This window comes from Phocaeicola oris (assembly GCF_021295095.1).
GTDB classification, from domain to species: domain Bacteria; phylum Bacteroidota; class Bacteroidia; order Bacteroidales; family Bacteroidaceae; genus Phocaeicola; species Phocaeicola oris.
In genome coordinates this window covers 76,688-99,347 of sequence record NZ_JAJLQX010000010.1, presented here as the reverse complement: position 1 = coordinate 99,347, position 22,660 = coordinate 76,688, and the positions used below count along the sequence as shown (strand labels likewise).

Here is a 22,660-nt window from a genome sequence, read left to right as displayed (position 1 = left end):
ACTGAATCAAGGTAGTTTCTTTTATAAACGAATAAACATATAAAAAGGCAAGCCGACAGTTTATTAAATTCATACGTATTTATCAAAGTTATTGAATAATTGCTCCACAGTAAAATTTTTTGCTTAATCAAAAATTAGAAAAGACTACATTCCCGAACAGAGGTATTTAATTTTAGCTGTAAAGGTACGAATTTAAGTCCGTTGGCTCCCCAAAAAGTGCGTAAAAACTATATTCCAATAATTTAAAAGACCTATTTGTCCAATTTAACGGGACAGTAGTATCGCTCTATATTATTTTTCTTGCAGTCTCATCCCAAAAGACTGCTCTTTTCTCTAAATAAGAACGATTAGCCATAATACATGTAATACCTTCTTGAAAAGCCATTTCGATATTGGCGCTTGGCGTCCCTCCATTTCGAATACATTGGAGCCATTCCCGCATGTGCAAATGAGTAACATCCACTTGCTTCCCATTAATAGATGTTGTAGTAAGTCCACGAGATGCATAATACTTTTCGGATGCGGAAGTCACGGCATCAATCTGCCCTGCATTTGGATTGAAAGACATCATTGGAGAAGAGGAATCGATTACCCCGGAACGAATACTTTGAGCATATCGTGAAGAATTTTGATCGGCAGTAATAATTGCATTACTACCTAATTCTAAGGATGCTTCATTGCCGAAGAATATTCTTCCTCTACTACGACTCGAAGCCAAATCTCCACTATATAAAAGGGTTAATTCCCGTTCCGGATATTCAAATATACAATGCAATACATCCGGAATCTCACGACCATCTTTCCAGTAATAAATTCCTCCGGAAGAAGTAACCGATTTAGGAATTCCAATGTGTAGAAGTTGATTAACAGCATCAAATTCATGTGTAAACAGTTGTCCAATCATTCCCATATCGTACTCAAACCATTGGGTCCAATTATAGTAACGTTCGATACTAAAAGGCACATAAGGGGTATTTCCTAACCATTGTATCCAATCTATTGTTTTTTCATCTCCCGGCCTTAAATTCCCTTCTGAATCCAAATGTCGAATCCATGCGCCATCAGCCGTATTTCGGTTAGTCGTTGTTTCAATTAATGTAATTTTTCCTAATATCTTTTTCCGAATAATTTCTTTTGCCTGTTGAAATACGACACTCTGAGTAATCTGATGCCCAAGCTGATAAACTTTTTCACTGTTTTTTACTGTATCATACAGTTCGAAAAGTTCCTCTTCACGTATCGCCGGTGATTTTTCACAATAAATATGTTTTCCTGCACGAATAGCATTAATTGCCATACGTGCATGATGATGATCAGGAGTAGCAATAACAACCGCATCTATTTCCGGATCGGCAAGCATATCTTCATAAGTTCTATATCGTTTCACTCCTAATGTCGGTGTTTTCCCCGGATGCAGACTACTGCTTGCTGTTGCCATACCTTCTTCGGCATGAAGATCAAAAACATCACAAATACCGGTAATGGCGACATTCATCCATTCTTGTTGTTGCCAGTTTTTTAATGAGTTATTCTTTTTTCGAGTTTCTATATCCGTAGGATGCATAAAACCAAGAGCATTAGCTAAAGATTTTGCCCGACTACCGAATCCAATGAATCCGATTCGGATTAAATCTCCGGGATACTTCAACTGTCCATAATCTGATTCCGGATACTCGAACGAATCCATTTCCAATTCTTTCAACATTATCTGTTTACGCTCTGCATCATAATCTTTTTTCTTCAGGATACCAAAACCCAGCAAGCCTGCGACAGGAAAACCTACCATTGCCTTCAAAATATTCCGACGCCCGGGATTTATCTTTTCCTGCTCGTCTTTTTCCGTATGTATCTTTTTATCATTATTTGTTTCCATCATTCAGATTTTTATTTTTATAAAGAAAACGATCTAACCCATAGATTCGGCTCGTTGGAAATAACGCCAATACACCTAAAGTAACAGCTTCAATCAATGTTTTGTTAACTAATAGGTAACTTCCATCGCTTAGTATTGTTGGAGTATCAATAAAAGGTATATAATTCAAATAATAAATAAAAATCAACAAAGAACCTGCAATGGAAGCTACTTGAGCGAATAATCCTGTAAGCAATCCCAAACCAATGCAAATCAATCCCCAAATATTTAGAAAATCAGTGATCGACAATACAGAAGAATTCGAAATGATCCATTGGGCGAAACCAGATAACGGTCCATTGGATTGCCTCAAAAAACCGAGTGAAGACCATTGTGGGTCTAACAACTTAACCATTCCCTCGTAAAAAATATGCCACCCTATAAGTAAACGGAGTAACACTAAAAAAAACATTTGTAGTCGATTATATTTAATCATTTATATTTCTTTATAAAAGTCCTTTTTAGCTTGTCCTAATTGTTTAATCGCATCTTCATGCTTTCCAAGGCATTGATCTAAGGTAACCCTCCAAGAAGCCATCATAAAGCCCTTTAAGCGTAAAGGATTAATTCTTTCTTTACAATATTTCACTGTGTCTTCCATATTTGTATCAACAGTCCAGTTACTACCCGTAGGAACCTGATCATATCCGTGCTTTTCCAATTCATAATAAGTTTCGAGCATAATCTTTCTTGATTCCTCTATTTTATCCAAATCGAATTCTGCGTCATAATACCAATTACTTTGCAATACAGATGTTGGCATCTTTTTATAAAACATTTCCGAATTAGCCCAAGCATAATCTGACCATACCCATGCACGTACATTCTTTTTTTCCAATTGATCAATATAAAAATAAAGATCCTGCCACCATAATTCTTTTTGCCGAATAACTAAATAATCCAAGTTTCTTTGATTATAAACATCTTCTTCGTCCATACCAATATGAAAGAAACGTGGCGTATCAAACAATTCTATTACTTCTGAAAGAAGATCTGAACACACTTCATAATATTTCTTTGTAGAAATCATTCTAGAATATTCACCCAGCCAAGCATCATGAGCAGTGGCAAAATTAAGCTTAGGTATTGGCTCCAAACCTAATTTCCTCATCTTTGTTAATTCTGCTCGTAATTTCTCTGTGCTCCACGCATTTTTTATTGCTATTTCCGGATGGCTTTCATACTGGACAGCATCCCCTAAATCAAGAATTACCATATTGAATCCTTCCTTTTTCATATCAAGAAGTATTTTGTCCCATACTACTTCATCAAACGTTAAGAAAGGATGATATTCCAAAGCCCAGGTATTTTGTTCAAGATAATTCTTTGGTTGAAAATCCTGTTTACACACATCGGGGGTTACCCCAGGGAATATGGTATGCGAATTGTCCAGCCACATATTGAAACCCAAATGGACTAAGTTTGCCCATATCATTTCTTCTTTTTTATTTGATGTCATTTTCTGCATGAAAGGATTAGCTACTACTCCTCCCGGCAACCCTGCAGCAATGCTTGCCATAGCCATCTGCTTAATAAAAGCTCTTCGTTCCATTATTATTATTTTTTTTATAATTATTCCAATAATTTTATGCGAATATTCCTAAAGTAAGTAACACTTTCGTGATCCTGTAAAAGAATATGCCCATCTTCGAATAATCCATATCCTTTTACTTCAGAAAACTTGCTTTTTGCTATTCTATCTTTAAAATCTTGACTCTTCCTATCATATTCTAATATCTTTTTCCCATTTAACCAATGCTCTACTTTTCCTCCCCGAGAAATAATTTCACTTCTATTCCACTTTCCTACCGGTTTTAACTTTTTCTTGAATGAAGGAGGATATAATTCATAAGCCGCACCTGTTGTATGATAATCGTTAGGTTGCATTCTTCCACTGCCAACCCAATCAGCATCATCAATCATTTGATATTCTATTCCATAGCCATAAGTACTCCCCTCATCGCCGGCTCTTTCATTCACATAATATTTTACTCCGGAATTAGCACCTTTATCCATTAGTTTCCATTCCCATTTCAAATCAAACTGGCCATATTTCTCAATAGTGATAATACTTCCACCATTTTCTCCAGTGCAGATAATTACCCCATCTTCTATTTTCCATCCTTTTTCTGGAAAATTTTCTCGATTTACTCCTCGCCATCCTTCAAAATCATAACCATTAAATAATGAAATCCATTCCGTCCTTTTCCCTTTGGAAACGGAGAAATCCGGATGTTCTCCCACCAAAAGGGGGAGAAATCCGGAAATTAATGTCAAAGCAAGAAATTTTCTAATCATTTATAATTCTATTTAATTATTTTGCATAAATCTTTAGGTCAAAGACAAATTCATTTTTCACTCCCAATCCGGTTGTATAATTTCTTGAAATCTCCTTAATCATACTCTTATGGAAGTAACTATTCTATCTTTTCTAATGGTGGTTGATTATGTTCAGCTCCATTATATCCAATATTTTGATTGATTACTCCAAGCGTATTTGCAAGAATAATATGATCAGGTATCGGCCAAAGTGCATGAAAAGGAGCCATATTAGCAGTATTTCCTAATTTGACAACTTTTTGTTCGTATGTTTTATTATACTTCATTACTCGATCATAATAAAAATTCTTCTGACTGAATTGATCAAGACTATACCCATCCCTATTCAGTTTCGCTAAAATATAGGAAATTCGTATCAATTCCGAATGACGAGGCTCTTCTGCAAAAAGTTCTCGTGCCCGTTCATCTAAAATAAAGTCGACAGTAACCTCTTCCGGACTAATTGGTAAAGCATTTGCCCTTTCTCTTATCATATTAATATCATCAGCTGCTTCTGCCAATTGATTCTTCCAATAATAAGCTTCCGCCCTCAAAAGATAGGTCTCTGCCAATCGAAATACATACCAGTCATAATTTCCTCCTACCGGCGTAGCCTTTGCATCCTGCTGAGGAGCATATGTGATATAGAAAGGCATTGCATAAATAGAAATAAAAGTATCAATTGGATTTGCAAAATATTTAGTATTTACCGGCTTTCCAAAGTCGACAGAATTCGGATTATTATAGAGAATCTCATCTACATCTACCCAATTTGCATCTGATCTTCTTAAATCTTGCGTATTATACCAGCGTTCTCCTTTATAACTCCATAAAGAGTATTGATAATGGTAAGTAAGCGTAACATTCGCATTTCCTCTTCCTAAAGAATCATACTCTAATCCTTCACCAATCATTCCTTGCTTTCCTTCACTATCCAGAACAGGCGGTTGAAACCATTGAGGATGGTAAATACGCATTGTATATAATCCTGGTGTTCTTGCAGCAGGAGGTGCCTCATAACGATCAACCGTAGCTAATATCGTCTCTGTATTTTCCGGTAAATTGAAATTTTGCGGGCGATGAAGATCCCAAATTAAATTTCTAAAAGACTTATCTTTATCAATACCGAATCGTTGAGTCATCAATTTATAAGGTCCATTAATTACTTTGGTTGCAGTTTCTATTGCCTTGTCAAAATTTAAATTAGCAAGATAAACCTTTGTTAATAAATGACGAGCAGCCCCTTTTGAGGGAGTCCCTGGTTCTGTTTTTTCTGGTAGCCAACTCTCTGCAAATTCCAAATCAGCTTGTAACTTATTCAAAATAGCCCATCGGCTATGAGTATAAAAATCCAGTTTGGGAGATGTAATTTCTTCACCAACAAACGGAATATCACCATAGGTATTGATCAATCTATAATACCAATAAGCTCTAAACCAAAGGGCCTCAGCAAGGATTTGATTTCGTTCTTCTTGGCTCTTCCATTCTATATCGTCAATCCGAGAAACAACGACATTAGTATTTTTTATTGCCCCGTAAACATTGGTGAAAAATGTTAGATAGGGATAATATCTGGAAGAACTTGGTGTTAAATTGTAAAAATCTAATTGTGACCATGGAGAGCCTAAATCAGAAGCTGAAAAATCAGCAGCAATATAATTGATATAACCGGTATGTTCTGCTTTAAGATCCGCTTTCATTGTAACTAAAGCTGACTCAAAACCTGCTTTATCAACATATACGTTTTCAGGAGTAAAAAAAGATTTAGGCTTTATTTTTAAAAAGTCATCACTACATGAAAATAAAATGGATATAAGAATAAATCCACCGAAAACCATTTTTATTATCTGTTTCATATCTTTCTGTTTTTATTAATTATAAAGAAATCCTAAGACCTAAAATATGAGTTCTGGGCATCGGCTCCATTAAAGATTCCGGATCCCATGCTGGCCATTTAGAAAAATAAAACAAATTATGTCCGGAATAATAGATGTCCATACTTTCTATTCCAAAACGTCCAAGGATGGATTTTGGAATAGCATAAGAAAGAGACACATCCTGTAAGCGGACAAAAGATCTTGGTTTATAGATTAACAAACCTCCGCCGAATACGTTGATACTTGTTGTTAAGCGGGCATAATCATTAATCGGATTTTCTGGTGTCCAATATGGAAATTTCCAAATATTCATCTTATCGTAAGAGTCGGAACCACTACGATGTAGTGCTTGTGGAAAAGCAGCTTTATGCCCTAACTCCGCCCTAAAAAAGAATGAAGCTGTAAAATTCTTGAGAAACTCAAAATCATTTCGAAAGCCAATCCGATAGCGAGGCTGTTTGTATCCTGTAAATTGCTTGTCGATAAGTGCTTCATATTTCCCGTTTTTATCAACATCTTCTGCCTTCCAATCACCTGGTTCCAAACGATACTTTGCAGCCTCCTCTTTTTCGTTTTCTTGCCAAATTCCTTTAATCTTGTAATCCCAAATTACATCAATAGCTTTACCTGGAAACCAATTATTTGTATAATCAGGTACTTCTCTTTTTATTGTTTTCCCGTTTTCTTCAACTTCTTCATAATCACCAAATAACTTCAATATTTTATTTCTATTCATTGAAAAAACTACATTCGAACGCCATTTAAAATTGGGACGATCAATGTTAACGGTATTCAAAGTAATTTCTAATCCTTTGTTTTGTAATTCTCCTAAATTAGAACTTATGCTTCTGTAACCTGTTATTCTGGTGAGTTGTCTATCCATCAGCAAATCATGTGTTTTCATTAAGTAAGCATCTACTGTAAGATCAATCCTGTTATCAAAGAGTCCCAAGTCAAGACCAAGATTAAAAGCCTCTGTTTTTTCCCATGACAAACTTTTATTTGCCATAGTACTTGAGTATGTTCCAACTTTAGTTTCACTTCCATTATAATATATGATTGACCCCAATTGAGCTAATGCAGAATAGGGACCTACAGCCCTATTACCATTCTTTCCCCAAGATGCCCTTAGCTTTAACTGATAAACATTCGGAATTTTAAAGAACTCTTCATCAGAGATTTTCCAAGCTAAAGCGATAGCAGGGAAAGTCGCCCTCGGATTTTTGGATCCAAAAGCCGAATATCCATCTCTACGAATAGAAGCTGTCAACAGATAACGATTCAATAACGTATAGTTAATTCTTCCCATAACAGCATCTCCCGAAGTTTCCGTATCTGTAGAACTAACAGCTGGATTTGTTCCAAATTGAAGCCCGCTATACCCTAAGTTTTCATTAGGAATAAAAGACTGGTTCGCGGCAAAGGAGTTCCATGATTTCATTCGTTCCGCACTGTATAAGAGGGTTACATCAAAAAGATGAGCACCAAATTGCTTTTTCCATGTCACAATATTATCCAACATCCAACTATATGAAGAGTAATTTGTCCTTGTCGCGTATCCTCCACTATGATCTCTTCCTCCTGTAAATGTTTGAGAAGACCAAAATCTATAATCTCTAATAAACTCATAATATGGTTGGAAAGATATTTTATAATTAAATCCGAAAGGTAACTTGATATTAGAATACATGGTCGCGAAAAGAGAATGTACTCTTCTTTCTTTATCCAAACCTGCGTAATCAATAAACGGATTTTCAATAGTTCCGTAACTTGGATACCATCTTAATGTACCATCTTCATTATACATCGAACCATAAGGGCTTAAATAATAAGCCCAATCTAATACGGCAGAAACAGCATCTTCGTTTCGATCAGAAAAGTGAGTATTGATACCTACATTTAACCAACTATTGATATTAAAATCAAAATTTAATCGAGTTCTGACAGTTGAATAATCGTCCCCCTTGATTACTCCCTTATTATTTTGGTATTCAATAGACCAAAAGTAAGACAGATTATCCGTACCTCCATTGACACTCAAATCGTATTTCTGTTTAGTTCCTGTACGGAGAACTTCATCTTGCCAGTCAATTGAATTCCCTTTGACATAATTTTCTATTTCAATAGGGAAAAAGTTTAATCGAGTTAACCACTCTTGAGTGTTGTCCGCTTGAGGATTATTGCTAGCATTCCGCCAATTTTCCAATGTAACGTTGGCCGGTAAATTATTTGGATCATCATAAAAATAAGAAGGATGTTGATTACCATCCTTAGCTCTCATGACATCTCTTCTCAGAGTAAGATATCCTTTTGCGTCATAAGGAGCAAAATGATTTGTTAAATCCGAAATTCCTAACTGAGTAGAAAAATTTATTTTCGGCTTTCCTTTTTTTCCTCTATGAGTCGTAACCATAATAACTCCGTTGGCAGCTCTTGAACCATAAATGGCTGCTGAGCTAGCGTCTTTCAAAATATCAATAGATTCAACATCTGAAGGATTAATATCACGGAAACTACCATTAAATATAGATCCATCTAAAACAATAACCGGTTCATTAGATGCCTTTAAAGAAGACTGCCCTCGTATTTCAATGCTTCCTCCACCGGCTGCAGTTGTCCCTTGAGTCGCATTAAGACCGGCAACGGATCCGGAAATCATATCAGTGATTTGAGTCATATTTTGATTTTTGAATGTATTAGCGTCTACCCGTTGAATAGACCCTGTCAAATCTGACTTCTTAGCCGTTCCATAACCGATAACAATCAATTCATCCAAAGTCTTAACATCCTCTTTTAGGATGATTTGAACATTTCCTTTATCATTAACAGAAATATCTTGATCCAAATAGCCAATATACGAAACATGCAAAATACCTCTTTCCGATATTTCCAGAGAAAAATCTCCATTCACATCAGAAATTGTTCCATTTTTAGTTGCTCCCTTTTCAAAAATATTAGCTCCAATAATAGGTTCTTTGTTGGAATCAAGAATTTTTCCTGTGACTCTCTTCCTTTTTCCATCTCCTTGTGCTGGAATTACCCGATGAATAATAATGTTCTTTTCTTTGATTTCATACGTTAAACCCTGTTGTCCTTTTAATATTTGACGTACGGCTTCTCCGATATCTTCATTTTCTACAGAGACAGAAATTCTCTTCTTCGTATCCAAGTCTGAAGATGAAAAAATAAAAGAATATCCACTCTTTTCCTTTAATTCGTCCATCGCTTGCTTGATAGTTACATTATCCATCTTCAGAATAAAATTTCCTTGAGCATTTGCCGCTTCGCACAGAAAACAGCATAGCATCCCCACATAAATGGCTTTTCTTATAGCAATCATAAATTAATTGTTTTTAGGAATTAAAAATAAAAATAAGCCGGATCTTTCAGAAAGAATACACAAATTTGTTAGTTTCATTACAGACCCCATATTCTATTTTTGTAGGATTGAAATGTCAATACCTTGAAGTTATCAGATCCCTTGGTATTTTCACTTTTCATCCTTGGAGTCTAAAGGATTTTTCTGTTCATAATTGTATTATTTTAAGGTTTAACATAAGTGTGTTATTTATATACTATAATAGTATCATTCTCAATTTTATATTTTAATCGCCATGTAATTGACAACATGTCCATGACTTCATATATATTCTGATTTTGCCGATTAAAAGAAGCATAGAAACGCTCATTTTTCAGCTCTGCATCTGCAATCTTGATCTTTACATGATAAATCCTCTTCAATTCAAGAACAATGTCTGAAAGCAATTCTTCATCAAAAAATAAAACATCATTGATCCACCCTTTCACTTCCAATGGCTTGGATGAGGAAATTTTCATCTCACCGGTTTGCTTGTTCAATGTCATTTTTTCCGATGGTATAAGATATTGAGTATCCATCTTTTTTAATTGATTATCTAAGGATACACGCCCTTCTTCTAAATCAACTACAACCTCTTCATCTTCCTGATAATTCCGGAAATTAAATTTTGTACCAAGTACGGTCACATTTAGTTCTGAAGTCTGTACACGGAAAGGAAGGTTTTTATTTGCTTTTACTGTGAAAAAAGCTTCCCCTTGGAATTTTAATTTTCTATTCTTTACCCCAAAGCCCTGCGAATAAACAACGCGAGAACCCGCATTAAGCCATACTTCGGAACCATCTGGCAGTTGAAGTTTAGTTTTCGATCCTAATGGAGCTTCTACTACAATATCCTCAAAACTCTTTTCAAGCTGTCGCTTTCCATACCAATACGACATTATGGAAACCGAGATTAAAAGAAGCATCACAGCGGCAACATACCCAAATTTCCACTGCGTACGACCTAAAGACCTTTCCTTTCGATCTGAAGATATTCGCTCTTGAAATCGCCGGAAAGCCTTTTCCGCATCATAAGTATACATATCATTAGCTGCAATGGATGAAAACCAAAGTTCCTTATCCACATCATACTCATACTTTTTATCTATATGTTCTCCCTGTTTCATATATAGATGACAGTCAAAAAGAGGAAGAGGGTAAAGAAAATGCTTTATTTTTTTATAAATTCTTTCTTAAACAGACACAAATCTTTGGAGAAATCAATAACATAACAGCTATTACTCCGACTCCGATACGTAAGAATAAAGAAAGAGAACCTCATAAGTTACCGCATTTATCAGAAGATTTTTTCGTTTCACTCCTGTGAGACAAGTGTTTCACTCCTGTGAGACAAGTGTTTCACTATTGTGAGACAAGCGTTTCACTTCTGTGAGACAAATGAATCATCCGTATGAGTTGAGTAATTCATACGGATCACTTTGACTAATCTTCTTTATGAAAATTTTAACGAACCTGACAAAAAGGGGGAAACACCGATTAAACATCCCCTAAGGGCTTATTCTACTTTCATAGGTTTCCACATAGCCCCCCTGTTATTTCATCGAACTCATCGAATTCACGTTAAATAATCACTTAATTTCTCTCTTAAAAAGGCTAATGATTTTTTTATATGATATTTGACGGTATCGACCGATATTCCTAATTCTTTGGCAATGTCTTCATTTTTCCTGTGATCGAATCGACTTTCTCTAAAAATCTTCTGAGATTCATAAGGAATAGCTTTCACCGCTTTAATAATTTCATTCTCCATTTCTTTTTCCAAGAGATACCCTAACGGATGCTGTATATCTTTTTCAAAAAGGAAATGTTTCTCCGGTATTTCATACGGGAAATTTGAAAAACGAGATTCCCACTTTACTTGCTCCGATTCTAAATAGTTAATACAACGATTACGTACAGCCCGCATAAGGTATCTTCGTAAAGAACTTTGTATATCCAATGTTTTCCGAATCTCCCATAAATGGGAAATCACATCTTCAACTATCATCTCTGCTAAAGAAGGATCCTCTACAAAATCATTTGCAACTTTACACAATATAATATAATGGTGATCATATACATAACGAAAAGCTTGCTCTTCTCCACGTTTTAATGCATGTATGATTTCTTGCTCTTTTCCTTCCATCAGCTCTCATAATTTACGTTTCAAGTAGTATCTGTGAAATATTATTTAATTCCTCTTTATACTCAATTCTATTTTCTACCGGAAGAAAGGTATTTTACACTATTAAATCTTTTTTATATTCCGGATTGTCCGATTCGATAAAGCAAATTTATAAAAGGAAGATGGTGAAGAATTCCAAATAACGCAATATACTCTTCAAAAGACGTTATTATTCCCAAAAGATACCAATCGTAAAGAAATTAGCTGCACAATATACACTCAACCCTTCTTTAGAATATCACGACACTAAAATATTATATATAAAAAAGGATGTACCCATTATAGATACATCCTTTTCTCAACTTATAATGTTTCAGTTATTTAGCATAATACAACTTAGTTGCCTGACTATCCTTTGAAGCACCATTCAACTCAATAGCTTTTTGCATAACATCTTCGCCTTCTGAGTTTTTCAACTGATCAGGATATTTCAATCTCTGAATAAACTGTCCGACTTGGATGTCTGTATCATCAGACTTAATAATGTTATACAATATAGGATATCCTGTTCGGCGATATTCTGCCCAAGCATTAGGAGAAGCCGTATAGAGTGCTAACCATTTCTGGGTAATAATCTGCTGCAGTTCTTTCTCGGTATCGCCTTCTACCCATTTAACCGGAAGATTAGTGCATACAGCCGGAGAATTATAATAATCACCGGGAGCGGCCGGATCGGTAATTACTGCCTTATAAGCATTAGCGTCGGAAGCAGATACCCCCCACTGAGCCATACTTGTTTCAATGCCTTTATAATAAAGCTCCTCTGCAGTACCCCCCATGTTCCATCCTCTCAAAGCACCCTCCGCACGAAGGAAGTAAGCTTCGGCAGCAGGTAAAATTAAACGGGGAACATTGTAGTTTCCACTCGGAGACGTGCCATCGTAAACAATCCACTTCGTTCCCATGTTTGAAACATAAGAACTTGTTGTCTGATTAGCGATAGTAATATCGGAAGACGGCATAGCGTTACGTGCACTATGGAATACTCCGGTAGAAGCTGCCGGCTGAAAGAAGATAGGCAAACGAGGATCACTCCATCCCTTCAAGTAAGAATAGATGGTAGAACTCATGCCAAACTCATTCCATACACCTGTCTGAGCATGATAGTTACGGAAATCGTTAACGCCTGTCTGCTCGAACCAAGCATCATCTGCTGTTGAAGTCATAACTCCCGCAGAATATGCAGCCTCAGCTTCCGTTTTAGCATAATCAGATTCTTTATTAACGAGGCGCATAGCTGTACGTAATCTTAAAGTATTAGCATATTTTGCCCATTTTGCCACATCACCGCCAAACATCATATCACGACCGGCATAAATAGTACTTGAAGAACTACTCAAAACAGAAGCTGCATGAGCCAAATCATCCAAGATGCTGTGATATGCAGTTCGAGCATCAACAAACGGCGCTGCCTCACCATTGCCTGCTCCATAAGGAACAGCACCTGCCCTATCGGTCAACTCAAGGAATGAAGCCGCGTAGATAATCTGCGAGATAGCATATTCTGCAGTATTCTCCGCAAAATTAGCCTGAATCGTTTTACAACATGGAGCAACGGTAGTTAAATCAACATACCAAAGATAATAATCCCAACCTGTATGATATTCATAACGGTCGGAACTGAAGTACGTAACTGTTGTCGAAAAATACTGCGCATACAAATCGGAATGTAAACCCTGATTCAACTGATAGTCGCCACCAAGCAAACCGTAGCGAGCGGCTCTACGAAGCATTCCTGCATAGTCATCGTTTGTTAGCTTGTTAAATGCCGCAGGGTTTGTATTGATCTCATCAAAATCACTTGTACAACTGTTAGCACCCAGTAAAAGCGCACCAGCTATAAATAATGTATATATCTTTTTCATATTGATCAATAATTTAGAAAGTTAAATTAAGATTGACACCTATAGATCTTGTTGACGGCAACAGACCCATTTCACTACCTTGATAAGAACCGGCACCCACTGCCTGATCTGGATCGACCGGAATAGAACGATCTTTTAATCCCGGAATCTTCAGCTTATTCTTTCCTCGATAGAAGAAAAATAAGTTATGACCTGTCAAAGCTATATGGGCTGTCTTTATATACTTAGTAAGTTCACCACTCAAAGGAATATCATAACCTATCTGAATATTACGCAGACGGAAGTTTGTTGCATCATAAGTAAAGAAACCGGCAGCACCGTAACGTCCACCTGAAACTTTCTTCCAAAAAGACTCTGATGTAATAGCTTTTGTGTTCTGAGAACCATCTTCTGTGACAGCATCAAGAACCCAACTCCCTTCACGATGTTCTGCTGTGTAATCTCCAACACCATAAAATGCTAAAACAGCATCTGTAGCAGACATAAAGACACCACCAATCTTACCATCAATCAAGAAATTCAAATTGAAACGTTTGTAATTGAAAGAGTTACTCCATCCAATCTGTACTTTAGGATTGTAGTTACCGATCTTTTCACTTGAATCTGTCAATACCGGCAAACCGTCAGCATCTACAACATATTGACCTGCTGCATTCTTCTGCCAAGTCTGTCCGTGAAGTTCACCTATCTGCTCACCAACAACTGACCACAAAGTAGAGAATTTAGCAGAACCGCCTATCTGATACTGATTAAGATTTTCGTATAATGTAACCAACTTGTTCTTATTATGGGCAATGTTAACGGTGGTTGACCATAAGAAGTCTTTAGTTTCAATAGGACGAGCATTGATAGAAAGTTCAATACCTTTATTGTCTACACGACCACAGTTGATATACCGATTTGAATAACCTGAGGACCAGGGCATATCAACAGTAATCAACTGGTTCTTAGTACGAGAATCATAGTAAGTGAAGTCAATGCCCAAGCGATTATTCAGGAACTTCCACTCGGTACCTATTTCCCAAGAAGTCGTCATCTCCGGCTTCAAGTCCGGAATCATCTTTGTATCGGAAGTGCCGACATATCCATTGTTAGAATCATAGCTATATGACTCTGTCAACATATAAGCACCAGCAGAGGCACCTACCTTTGCCCAAGATGCACGTAACTTAGAGAAACTGATCCATTCCGGCATCTTGAACAACTCACTCAGAATGCCGGTTAAACCAACTGACGGATAGAAATAGCTATAATTAGCCGGTAATGTAGAAGACCAGTCGTTACGACCGGTTACATCCAAATATAACGCCTCTTTCCAACCCAACTGAGCTGTACCGTATACAGCTTGTAACTCTGACTTACTCCAACCCCAATTGTTTGTGGGAGCAGTAGCAAAACCTAAATGAAACTTATTGGTAATAGATAATCCGTTACCGGTAATACCTATACCATTATACTTACTCTTAATATCAGTAGCGCCTAAGTTATATGTTAATTTGAAGTCTCCAAAATGATTTTCACCATTCAACAAGACATCCATATTCTGTTGCGTATCTTCAGTTCGCCAATCGCCCATGTAACCACCGGTATTAACCTGACCAGTCCAAGTACGTGTACCATGATATGCAGTACGAACATCCTTATTATAATAGTAATCGTAACTGTAACGCCCCTGAATATTCAACCAAGGGGTAATATCATACTTAACGCTGAACAAAGCCAACAAACGTTTACGAAACTGGTTTTGACGAGTATGATTCACAACCCAATAAGGATTATCGAATACGGAAGAAACTGTCCAATACTTACGAACCGGCTGACCTGTACCCTCATCAACTCCTTCGTAATCTCTCAATTCTGAGATTGACATATCACGAGGCATGATATAATCATCAATACCCAAACCGGTATCACCAATGGGAGGCATGCCATTTATCTTATACTGAGAATAAGTAATCTTCGCGTCTGTAGATAAGTTCTTGATAAAGTTTGACTGGACACGAACATCGAATGTATTCTTGTTCATAAAGTTATTAGGAATATTACCTATACTATGATTATTAGTATAAGAAGCGAATCCTTTCATGTCCTTATTACCTCCTTGGAAGCTAACAGAATTACTCAAAGTAGTTCCATTACGGAATACATCCTTGAAGTTATCGGGATAACATGCAGCCTTGGTTCCCCAGCTTTCACCGGCTCCTTCTGCGTAGACGCCACCGTTACCACGTCCATAAGTGTTTTGCATCTTCATCAGGTAAACAGGCATGTCAACTGAAGCGCTACCATTATAGGTAGCCTCAAAGTGACCTTCCTTACCAGACTTAGTTGTAATGATAATAGCACCGTTAGCCGCGTCGCTTCCATAAAGAGCTGCCGCAGACGGACCTTTTAAGACATCCATAGAAAGAATATCATCAGGATTGATATCGACAGCACCATCAGATCCCATATAGCTTTGCCACTCAGAACCCATATTACCGGTATTCGGATTCTGAATAGGAACACCATCAATGACAATCAATGCGTTAGCACCACCACCAACAGACTTAACACCACGAAGAACGATACGAGAAGCACCACCCAACTGAGAAGTGGTATTGATATCGGCACCGGCAATCTTACCTTTCAAAGCATCAAGAACATTACCGGAAGTACCTCTTGCCGCAGTAAGTTCATCACCACGGACAGATTGGGTGGAATAAGAAAGAGTACGGGTATTACGAACAATACCCATGGCTGTTACAACAACCTCACCTAATTGCTCTGTAGATTCCGCCAATGTGATATTGACCGTACTCTTACCACTTACAGCTACTTCCTGAGAGTCGTAGCCAACATACGAAATTTCGAGAATAGCATTACGTGGAACTTCCAACGTATAGTTTCCATCGAAATCAGAGATGGTACCAATCGTAGTACCTTTTACCTTAACAGCAGCACCAATAACAGGCTCACCCTTACTATCCTTAATGCTACCTTTCACCGTGATCCTACTCTGTTGGGTAATCTCAGATGAATTGTCTACAGGAAACGTGTTGATTGCTAAAGCATCCGTCACCGGGACCAACGCGAAGCAACAAATTGCTAGAAAATTTTTCTTTCTCATTTTGACAATATTATTTATGACTAACAATATTAGTTTCTCAAAAGTTCAATCCGTTTAAAAACTTGCTTTAGTTTCATGATTAGCATGGAAAATAGAAGTGTAAAAACACTAATCTTACATGATAATCTACAGATTCTTCTATAATCACAGTTACATCTCCTCTCTCTAAAAATAATTGAAGGAAAAAGAATAAAATCGTATCTCCACTCTCAAGAAAAGAAGTACAATTTTATTCTTTTTTTTCCAATTAGAAAACTTTTTTGCCAAAAAAGTTGTTTAAAACATTAAAAAAATTAATACAGCAATAATACCATTATTCTTTATGGCATCATCATTCCGTATAGTCTATCCAAACTTTCATCTTACCGGCTTCACGATTATCCCAAGCATAATATGGAATGAAATTTATCACCTTATCCTTATCATTTGCCCGAACCTTTACTACTCCCCCCAAAAGAGTATCATCGAATTCAGAAACATACTTTGTTTCCGAAGATAAAGTCAACTCATCATAATGATCCTTATTATCGGTCTCTTCCATGCAATATACCAACGGACCACGCTGAATTGCTCGCTTACCCGCATCCTGCTTTACGCGTGAATCAGCAGCCTTCACTTCTATCGGCATATCCATATTCAGCTCTATCACATCACCCTTTTTCCATTTGTTGGTCAACACAGCATAACCTTTATCTATAGTTGGAGTAACCGATTTGCCATTGACTGCCAGCGTATAATCCTTACACCAATCCGGAATACGCATACGAATATCTTCTTTAAAATCGCTATCTACCGTCAGCTTCACAGCACCATTCCAAGGGTAATTTGTCTCCATATTAAATTCTATTTCCTTTTCGCCCATCTTGAACTTCGCGTCATTACCTATATACAAATTGACATATACGGCGTTTTTTGATGTTCCATAAATATAATTACCAATAGAAGGCAGAAAACGGGAAATTTGACTCGGACAGCAAGCACACCCGTACCATGCTTGACGATGGTGGTCACCATCCGACTCCAATGGATTGACATAAAAGAAACGATCACCTTTCAGATTGATACCCGCCAAAGCTCCATTATACATCGAACGTTCAAGCACATCCACATACTTTGCGTCACCGGTCAACTCATTCATACGTGCGTTCCAAAGAACCATTCCGACAGAGGCACAAGTCTCGCAATAAGCCTCTTTATTCGGAAGATCATAGTCAACCGTAAAGCCTTCGTTATGCGATGATGACCCGATACCTCCGGTAATATACATATTTTGAAGAACCACATTATCCCAAAGACGATTCAATGCCGCCATATAGCCTGAATCCTGTTTTAAAGCAGCTACATCGGCCATTCCACAGAACAGATACATACTGCGAACAGCATGTCCGCTAATCTTCTCCTGATCACGGACAGGAATAGCATCTTGATAATACTTCTGATTCCAACCATTAGGCACATTACCATCGGAACCATAGCCATGCCCACGCTCCTCAAGCAACCAATAGGCAAAGTCTACATACTTTTTCTCTCCCGTCACCTTATATAACTTGACCAAAGCCATTTCAATCTCTTCATGCCCCGGAACCCAATGTCGCTTTTCCGGTCCGAACACCGTCATCATATAGTCGGCCATCCGTTGTGCCACATCCAGCATCTTCCGCTTACCGGTCGCTTCATAATAAGCTACGGCAGCCTCTATCATGTGTCCGGCACAGTACATCTCATGCTTATCCATATTGGTCCAGCGTTTATCCAAACCTGTCAATGTATAATAAGTATTAATATATCCATCAGGCATTTGAGCGGCAGCGAACTTGTCTATCCACTCGTCTGCTTTCTTCTCCAAAGCAGTGTCGGGATGATTAATCAAACTGTATGCCATACCTTCCACTGCTTTATAAACATCAGAGTCATCAAAGAATATTCCGGAGTGCTCTCCCGAGCGTTTTGCCGCATTTTCAAAGTTACGGATACGTCCCGTCTGATTTTCTATCTGATCGATACAAACCGGCAAAGTCACCATAATATGTTTCTCCAACCGAGGAGACCAAAAGTTATCGTGAATATGAACATTAGAGAAATCGACCTGATCCACTTTTCTGAATGTATCAACAGTCTCTGCCTCTTTTTTCGCAGAGCAAGCAGTAAAGCCCACAAAACATAACGTAGCTAATAATATCTTTTTCATTGTGTATTAAATATTGTAAGATTAAAAAACATGATACAAATGTAAACATAGATTTTGATTTCCACAAAACTTAGTTTTTAAGAATTTATATATTTAAGATAACATGAATTCGAAGAAATAACAGAGAGGCCATATAGAACCATACGAAAGTGGAATATGGCCTTATAGCATGTTTAAACAGAGTTTTTTCCTTTTTTATTAGGTTTATTAAAATGGTCATAAAGAGATGGAGGAAAAGTCATGCGGATGAACCGAGCAACTCATGCGGATGAGTCACTCAACTCATGCGGATGAATCGATCAACTCATACGCATCAATTGACTAACTTATACGTATCACTTTTATAACTCATCAAAATGGTTTCATAAAGTGATATTCATGACTTTACTTGATTTAGCTGAACACTTTCTGCTATATTAACAGAATCAGTAGACACTACCATGGAAAGCATTCTGATTCGCTGGACACTATCGGGCAACCTCTGCTGTTTTAATAGACAGCGCAAGAAAGTCGGACACGCAAGAGTCCCGGGCTTGCCCGTTTAGCAAAACCGGATAAAGGCGTGTCAAAATAGGCACACCCCAACATGTTTTGAGTTATTGTATGGTAACTTATTTATAAGCTTCCTCTTCGGCTGCGTGGATGATATCTTCGGTTGAGCTTGTGGTGAATCTTTCTCTTTCTTCCACGTCGAGTGGATTCTGTTGTTCAGGTACAGGAACCGAAGCGGTATCGTCTTTATAGATTTCGTTGGTAAGCGACTCTCTTAAAACAGGATTTTCCTGTTCGTCGCGTATATTCTTCGCCTCTATAATTTGCTCTTTCAGGTCTTTATCTATCTTCAGCTTTTCTAACGTTTCTTTTGCGGCTTTCTGTTGCGATTCTTTTTTAGAGTATCCCTGACCATGTCCGGTAATAATTCCTTCAACGGTCACTTCACTCTCGAAAGTCGGACTGTAGAGTTGATCGTGCGATTCGTTTATTAGCTGAAAATCTATGAGAAAATGATTCTTTTGGCTCCATTCAATCAGTTTCGACTTAAAGTTAACTTCTTGAGTGGATATTTTATTAAGGTCGATATACGGTCCGATGATACGATGTCCAATGAAGTATTGACAAGCCTTATATCCGCGATCCAAATAAATTGCGCCGATGATTGCTTCAAAAGCGTTTCCCGACAGGTAGCTGTTATGAGCCGATTGGTGTGTGGTGTATTTTATCAGTTTGTCTAAGCCAATCTCCTCTGCTACACGATTTAATGTTTCGCGTTGTACTATTTTTGAGCGGGTATTCGTAAGGAACCCTTCACGTTTCCCTTCAAATTTACGGTAAACGATGTCACCTACAACAGCATCAAGCACAGCATCACCAAGGAATTCCAGTCGCTCGTTGTTAACCCATCGTCCTTTGTCTTTGACCGATAAAGACTTATGTAGTAATGCTTGTTTGTAATAACTGATGTTATGTGGATAGAATCCGAGGATATGGTAAAAACGAAGATAAGACTCCTTATCCTTATGGAACAGGAGTCTTATTCTATCTATTAAACAGTTATACACGACTTATTCTGCGTATTTTTTTATGATTACACATGCGTTATGCCCACCGAATCCGAATGTATTGCTTAAAGCTGCACGAACTGTTCGGTTTTGAGCCTTATTGAACGTAAAGTTCATATTGTAATCAATGTTTTCATCATCATCACCCTCCTCATGGTTAATAGTTGGAGGTATGATGTCATTCTTTACACTCAAAGTACAAGCTATTGCCTCGATAGCACCGGCAGCGCCAAGCAGATGTCCGGTCATAGATTTTGTTGAGCTGATATTTAACTTGTATGCAGCATCGCCAAATACTTCCTTGATAGCCTTAGCCTCAGAAACATCGCCAACAGGTGTAGATGTTCCGTGAACATTGATATAATCAATGTCTTCAGGAGTCATTTCGGCATCTTCCAGAGCTGCTTTCATAACTAATTTCGCGCCTAACCCCTCAGGATGAGAAGCTGTGATATGATAAGCATCGGCAGAAGCTCCAACACCGGCAAGTTCGGCATAAATCTTTGCGCCGCGAGCTTTAGCGTGTTCTAACTCTTCAAGAATCAAACATCCGGCACCTTCACCCATGACAAAGCCATCACGTGATTTGCTGAATGGACGAGACGCATGTTCTGCTTCTTCATTACGTGTTGAGAGTGCCTTCATAGAGTTAAAGCCACCTACTCCAACAGGGAAGATAGCAGCTTCGGCACCTCCTGCAAGAATTATGTTTGCTTTTCCCAAACGGATGTAGTTGAATGCGTCCGCAATTGCATTAGATGAGGAAGCGCATGCAGATGTAGTAGTGAAGTTCGGACCACGGAAACCATACTCAATAGAGATGTATCCGCAAGCAATATCAGAAATCATCATAGGAATGAAGAACGGATTGAAACGAGGTCCGATGGTATCTTTGATTGCAGCGTATTCTTCAACTTCTTTCTCAAAAGTAGAGATACCGCCGATGCCGACGCCATAGATAACTCCAATACGATCTTTGTCTTCTTTCTCAAGATCCATTCCTGAATCCTTGATAGCCTCTTTTGCTACTACAATTGCATATTGAGTGTATAAGTCCATCTTACGCAACTCTTTCTTGTCGATAAATTCGGCTGCATCAAAGTTCTTTACTTCGCATGCAAAATGAGTTTTGAATTTGGACGAATCGAAATGAGTAATAGGTCCTGCTCCACTTTTACCTTTTAAAAGACCATCCCAATATTCAGGGACAGTATTTCCTATCGGAGTAAGTGCACCAAGACCCGTTACTACTACTCTCTTTAATTCCATTTTAAATAATCGAGATAATTATTAAGCTTCTTTATTATCGCCAGTATTTGCTTCGATGTATGAGATAGCATCACCTACAGTGGCAATCTTCTCAGCCTGATCATCAGGAATTGAAATACCAAATTCTTTTTCAAACTCCATAATCAATTCTACTGTATCCAATGAATCTGCTCCCAAATCATTAGTGAAACTAGCTTCATTGGTGACTTCTGACTCTTCTACACCTAATTTATCAACGATAATAGATTTTACTTTTGATGCAATTTCAGACATAACTTTAATTTTTTTAGTTAATAAATTGATTTATTTTTCGTTTCTTTGCGGGTGCAAAGGAATAAATATTTCTTGTCATGAGCAAATATTCGAGCAAATAAATTGCAGATTTTGCACATTTTTTTATTTTTTGTGCATTTAAACAGTTAAAATATGAAGAAGATAGCGATTCTTGCCTCAGGAGAAGGCACTAATGCAGAAAATATTATATGTTATTTTCAGCAGAGAAAAACAGCAGAAGTTGTGGTAGTATTTGCTAATAAACAGCATATTGGAGTTTTTCAACGGGGAGAGAAACTTGGCGTGGAAGTGAAATTCGTTCCAAATTCTGATTTTACGAATGGTGTTGCGCTTAAAGAATTGCAAAAATATAATGTAGATTTTATTGTTCTCGCCGGTTTCTTATATAAATTACCTGAAGAGATTCTAAACGCATATCCGGATAAAATTGTAAATATTCATCCTGCTTTACTTCCGAAGCATGGTGGAAAAGGAATGTATGGTCTGAGAGTACATGCTTCTGTTATTGCTGACGGAGATAATGAGAGCGGAATAACGATTCATTATATTGATAATAATTATGATCGGGGAACGAATATTTTCCAAGCTAAGTGTATTGTAAAGCCTGATGATACTCCCGAGAGTTTAGCCCAGAGAGTTCATAAGTTGGAATATAAGTATTTCCCAGTGGTTATTGAAGCTGTCTTGTTAGGTATACCAATCTGTCAGATTAAATAGTGATACTT

General features: G+C 37.5%; 15 protein-coding genes. 1 reads left to right on the top strand and 14 read right to left on the bottom strand.

Features of this window, described 5'->3' with window-relative positions; all coding sequences use genetic code 11:
• Positions 1-286: 286 nt before the first annotated feature.
• The 14 genes from LO761_RS06850 to LO761_RS06785 form a co-directional block, all read right to left on the bottom strand.
• A complete protein-coding gene (locus tag LO761_RS06850) occupies positions 287-1,873 on the bottom strand; it encodes a Gfo/Idh/MocA family protein (protein WP_272817542.1) in 1,587 nt (528 codons plus the stop codon).
• Positions 1,860-2,348 (bottom strand): DoxX subfamily, encoded by a 489-nt coding sequence (locus LO761_RS06845; protein WP_272817541.1) that lies wholly within the window; start codon positions 2,346-2,348, stop codon positions 1,860-1,862. Before LO761_RS06845 ends, LO761_RS06850 begins: the two co-directional genes overlap by 14 nt.
• Complete coding sequence (locus LO761_RS06840; protein WP_272817540.1) at positions 2,349-3,464, bottom strand: Tat pathway signal protein; 1,116 nt, start codon at positions 3,462-3,464, stop codon at positions 2,349-2,351.
• A gap of 20 nt (positions 3,465-3,484) precedes the next feature.
• Positions 3,485-4,210 (bottom strand): 3-keto-disaccharide hydrolase, encoded by a 726-nt coding sequence (locus tag LO761_RS06835; protein ID WP_272817539.1) that lies wholly within the window; start codon positions 4,208-4,210, stop codon positions 3,485-3,487.
• 119 nt (positions 4,211-4,329) lie between these two features.
• Positions 4,330-6,087, bottom strand: coding sequence for a RagB/SusD family nutrient uptake outer membrane protein (locus LO761_RS06830; RefSeq protein WP_272817538.1), 1,758 nt, complete (start codon positions 6,085-6,087; stop codon positions 4,330-4,332).
• Between the two features lie 19 nt (positions 6,088-6,106).
• Positions 6,107-9,448, bottom strand: coding sequence for a TonB-dependent receptor (locus tag LO761_RS06825; RefSeq protein ID WP_272817537.1), 3,342 nt, complete (start codon positions 9,446-9,448; stop codon positions 6,107-6,109).
• A 224-nt stretch (positions 9,449-9,672) separates the two neighbouring features.
• Positions 9,673-10,593 carry a FecR family protein gene (locus tag LO761_RS06820; RefSeq protein ID WP_272817536.1) on the bottom strand — a complete coding sequence of 307 codons (921 nt, stop codon included), beginning with the start codon at positions 10,591-10,593 and terminating at the stop codon, positions 9,673-9,675.
• A 449-nt stretch (positions 10,594-11,042) separates the two neighbouring features.
• Complete coding sequence (locus LO761_RS06815) at positions 11,043-11,612, bottom strand: RNA polymerase sigma-70 factor (protein ID WP_272817535.1); 570 nt, start codon at positions 11,610-11,612, stop codon at positions 11,043-11,045.
• 356 nt (positions 11,613-11,968) lie between these two features.
• Positions 11,969-13,516, bottom strand: a complete 1,548-nt coding sequence (locus tag LO761_RS06810) for a SusD/RagB family nutrient-binding outer membrane lipoprotein (protein WP_272817534.1) — start codon at positions 13,514-13,516, stop codon at positions 11,969-11,971.
• A gap of 13 nt (positions 13,517-13,529) precedes the next feature.
• Positions 13,530-16,625 carry a SusC/RagA family TonB-linked outer membrane protein gene (locus tag LO761_RS06805; protein ID WP_272817533.1) on the bottom strand — a complete coding sequence of 1,032 codons (3,096 nt, stop codon included), beginning with the start codon at positions 16,623-16,625 and terminating at the stop codon, positions 13,530-13,532.
• Between the two features lie 331 nt (positions 16,626-16,956).
• Positions 16,957-18,813, bottom strand: a complete 1,857-nt coding sequence (locus tag LO761_RS06800; protein ID WP_272817532.1) for a glycoside hydrolase family 127 protein — start codon at positions 18,811-18,813, stop codon at positions 16,957-16,959.
• Between the two features lie 611 nt (positions 18,814-19,424).
• Positions 19,425-20,372, bottom strand: a complete 948-nt coding sequence (gene rnc / locus LO761_RS06795; protein ID WP_272817531.1) for a ribonuclease III — start codon at positions 20,370-20,372, stop codon at positions 19,425-19,427.
• A gap of 3 nt (positions 20,373-20,375) precedes the next feature.
• Positions 20,376-21,641, bottom strand: a complete 1,266-nt coding sequence (fabF, locus tag LO761_RS06790) for a beta-ketoacyl-ACP synthase II (RefSeq protein ID WP_272817530.1) — start codon at positions 21,639-21,641, stop codon at positions 20,376-20,378.
• Positions 21,642-21,662: 21 nt separating this feature from the next.
• Positions 21,663-21,914 carry an acyl carrier protein gene (locus LO761_RS06785; protein ID WP_272817529.1) on the bottom strand — a complete coding sequence of 84 codons (252 nt, stop codon included), beginning with the start codon at positions 21,912-21,914 and terminating at the stop codon, positions 21,663-21,665.
• A gap of 153 nt (positions 21,915-22,067) precedes the next feature.
• Here LO761_RS06785 and purN point away from each other — a divergent pair, with 153 nt between their 5' ends.
• Positions 22,068-22,652, top strand: coding sequence for a phosphoribosylglycinamide formyltransferase (purN, locus tag LO761_RS06780; RefSeq protein WP_272817528.1), 585 nt, complete (start codon positions 22,068-22,070; stop codon positions 22,650-22,652).
• Positions 22,653-22,660: the final 8 nt, after the last annotated feature.

Bases quoted from the DNA above. Each gene is read 5' to 3' on its own strand.
- LO761_RS06850 (WP_272817542.1), bottom strand. From the start codon at position 1,873: ATGGAAACAAATAATGATAAAAAGATACATACGGAAAAAGACGAGCAG.
- LO761_RS06845 (WP_272817541.1), bottom strand. From the start codon at position 2,348: ATGATTAAATATAATCGACTACAAATGTTTTTTTTAGTGTTACTCCGT.
- LO761_RS06840 (WP_272817540.1), bottom strand. From the start codon at position 3,464: ATGGAACGAAGAGCTTTTATTAAGCAGATGGCTATGGCAAGCATTGCT.
- LO761_RS06835 (WP_272817539.1), bottom strand. From the start codon at position 4,210: ATGATTAGAAAATTTCTTGCTTTGACATTAATTTCCGGATTTCTCCCC.
- LO761_RS06830 (WP_272817538.1), bottom strand. From the start codon at position 6,087: ATGAAACAGATAATAAAAATGGTTTTCGGTGGATTTATTCTTATATCC.
- LO761_RS06825 (WP_272817537.1), bottom strand. From the start codon at position 9,448: ATGATTGCTATAAGAAAAGCCATTTATGTGGGGATGCTATGCTGTTTT.
- LO761_RS06820 (WP_272817536.1), bottom strand. From the start codon at position 10,593: ATGAAACAGGGAGAACATATAGATAAAAAGTATGAGTATGATGTGGAT.
- LO761_RS06815 (WP_272817535.1), bottom strand. From the start codon at position 11,612: ATGGAAGGAAAAGAGCAAGAAATCATACATGCATTAAAACGTGGAGAA.
- LO761_RS06810 (WP_272817534.1), bottom strand. From the start codon at position 13,516: ATGAAAAAGATATATACATTATTTATAGCTGGTGCGCTTTTACTGGGT.
- LO761_RS06805 (WP_272817533.1), bottom strand. From the start codon at position 16,625: ATGAGAAAGAAAAATTTTCTAGCAATTTGTTGCTTCGCGTTGGTCCCG.
- LO761_RS06800 (WP_272817532.1), bottom strand. From the start codon at position 18,813: ATGAAAAAGATATTATTAGCTACGTTATGTTTTGTGGGCTTTACTGCT.
- fabF (WP_272817530.1), bottom strand. From the start codon at position 21,641: ATGGAATTAAAGAGAGTAGTAGTAACGGGTCTTGGTGCACTTACTCCG.
- LO761_RS06785 (WP_272817529.1), bottom strand. From the start codon at position 21,914: ATGTCTGAAATTGCATCAAAAGTAAAATCTATTATCGTTGATAAATTA.
- purN (WP_272817528.1), top strand. From the start codon at position 22,068: ATGAAGAAGATAGCGATTCTTGCCTCAGGAGAAGGCACTAATGCAGAA.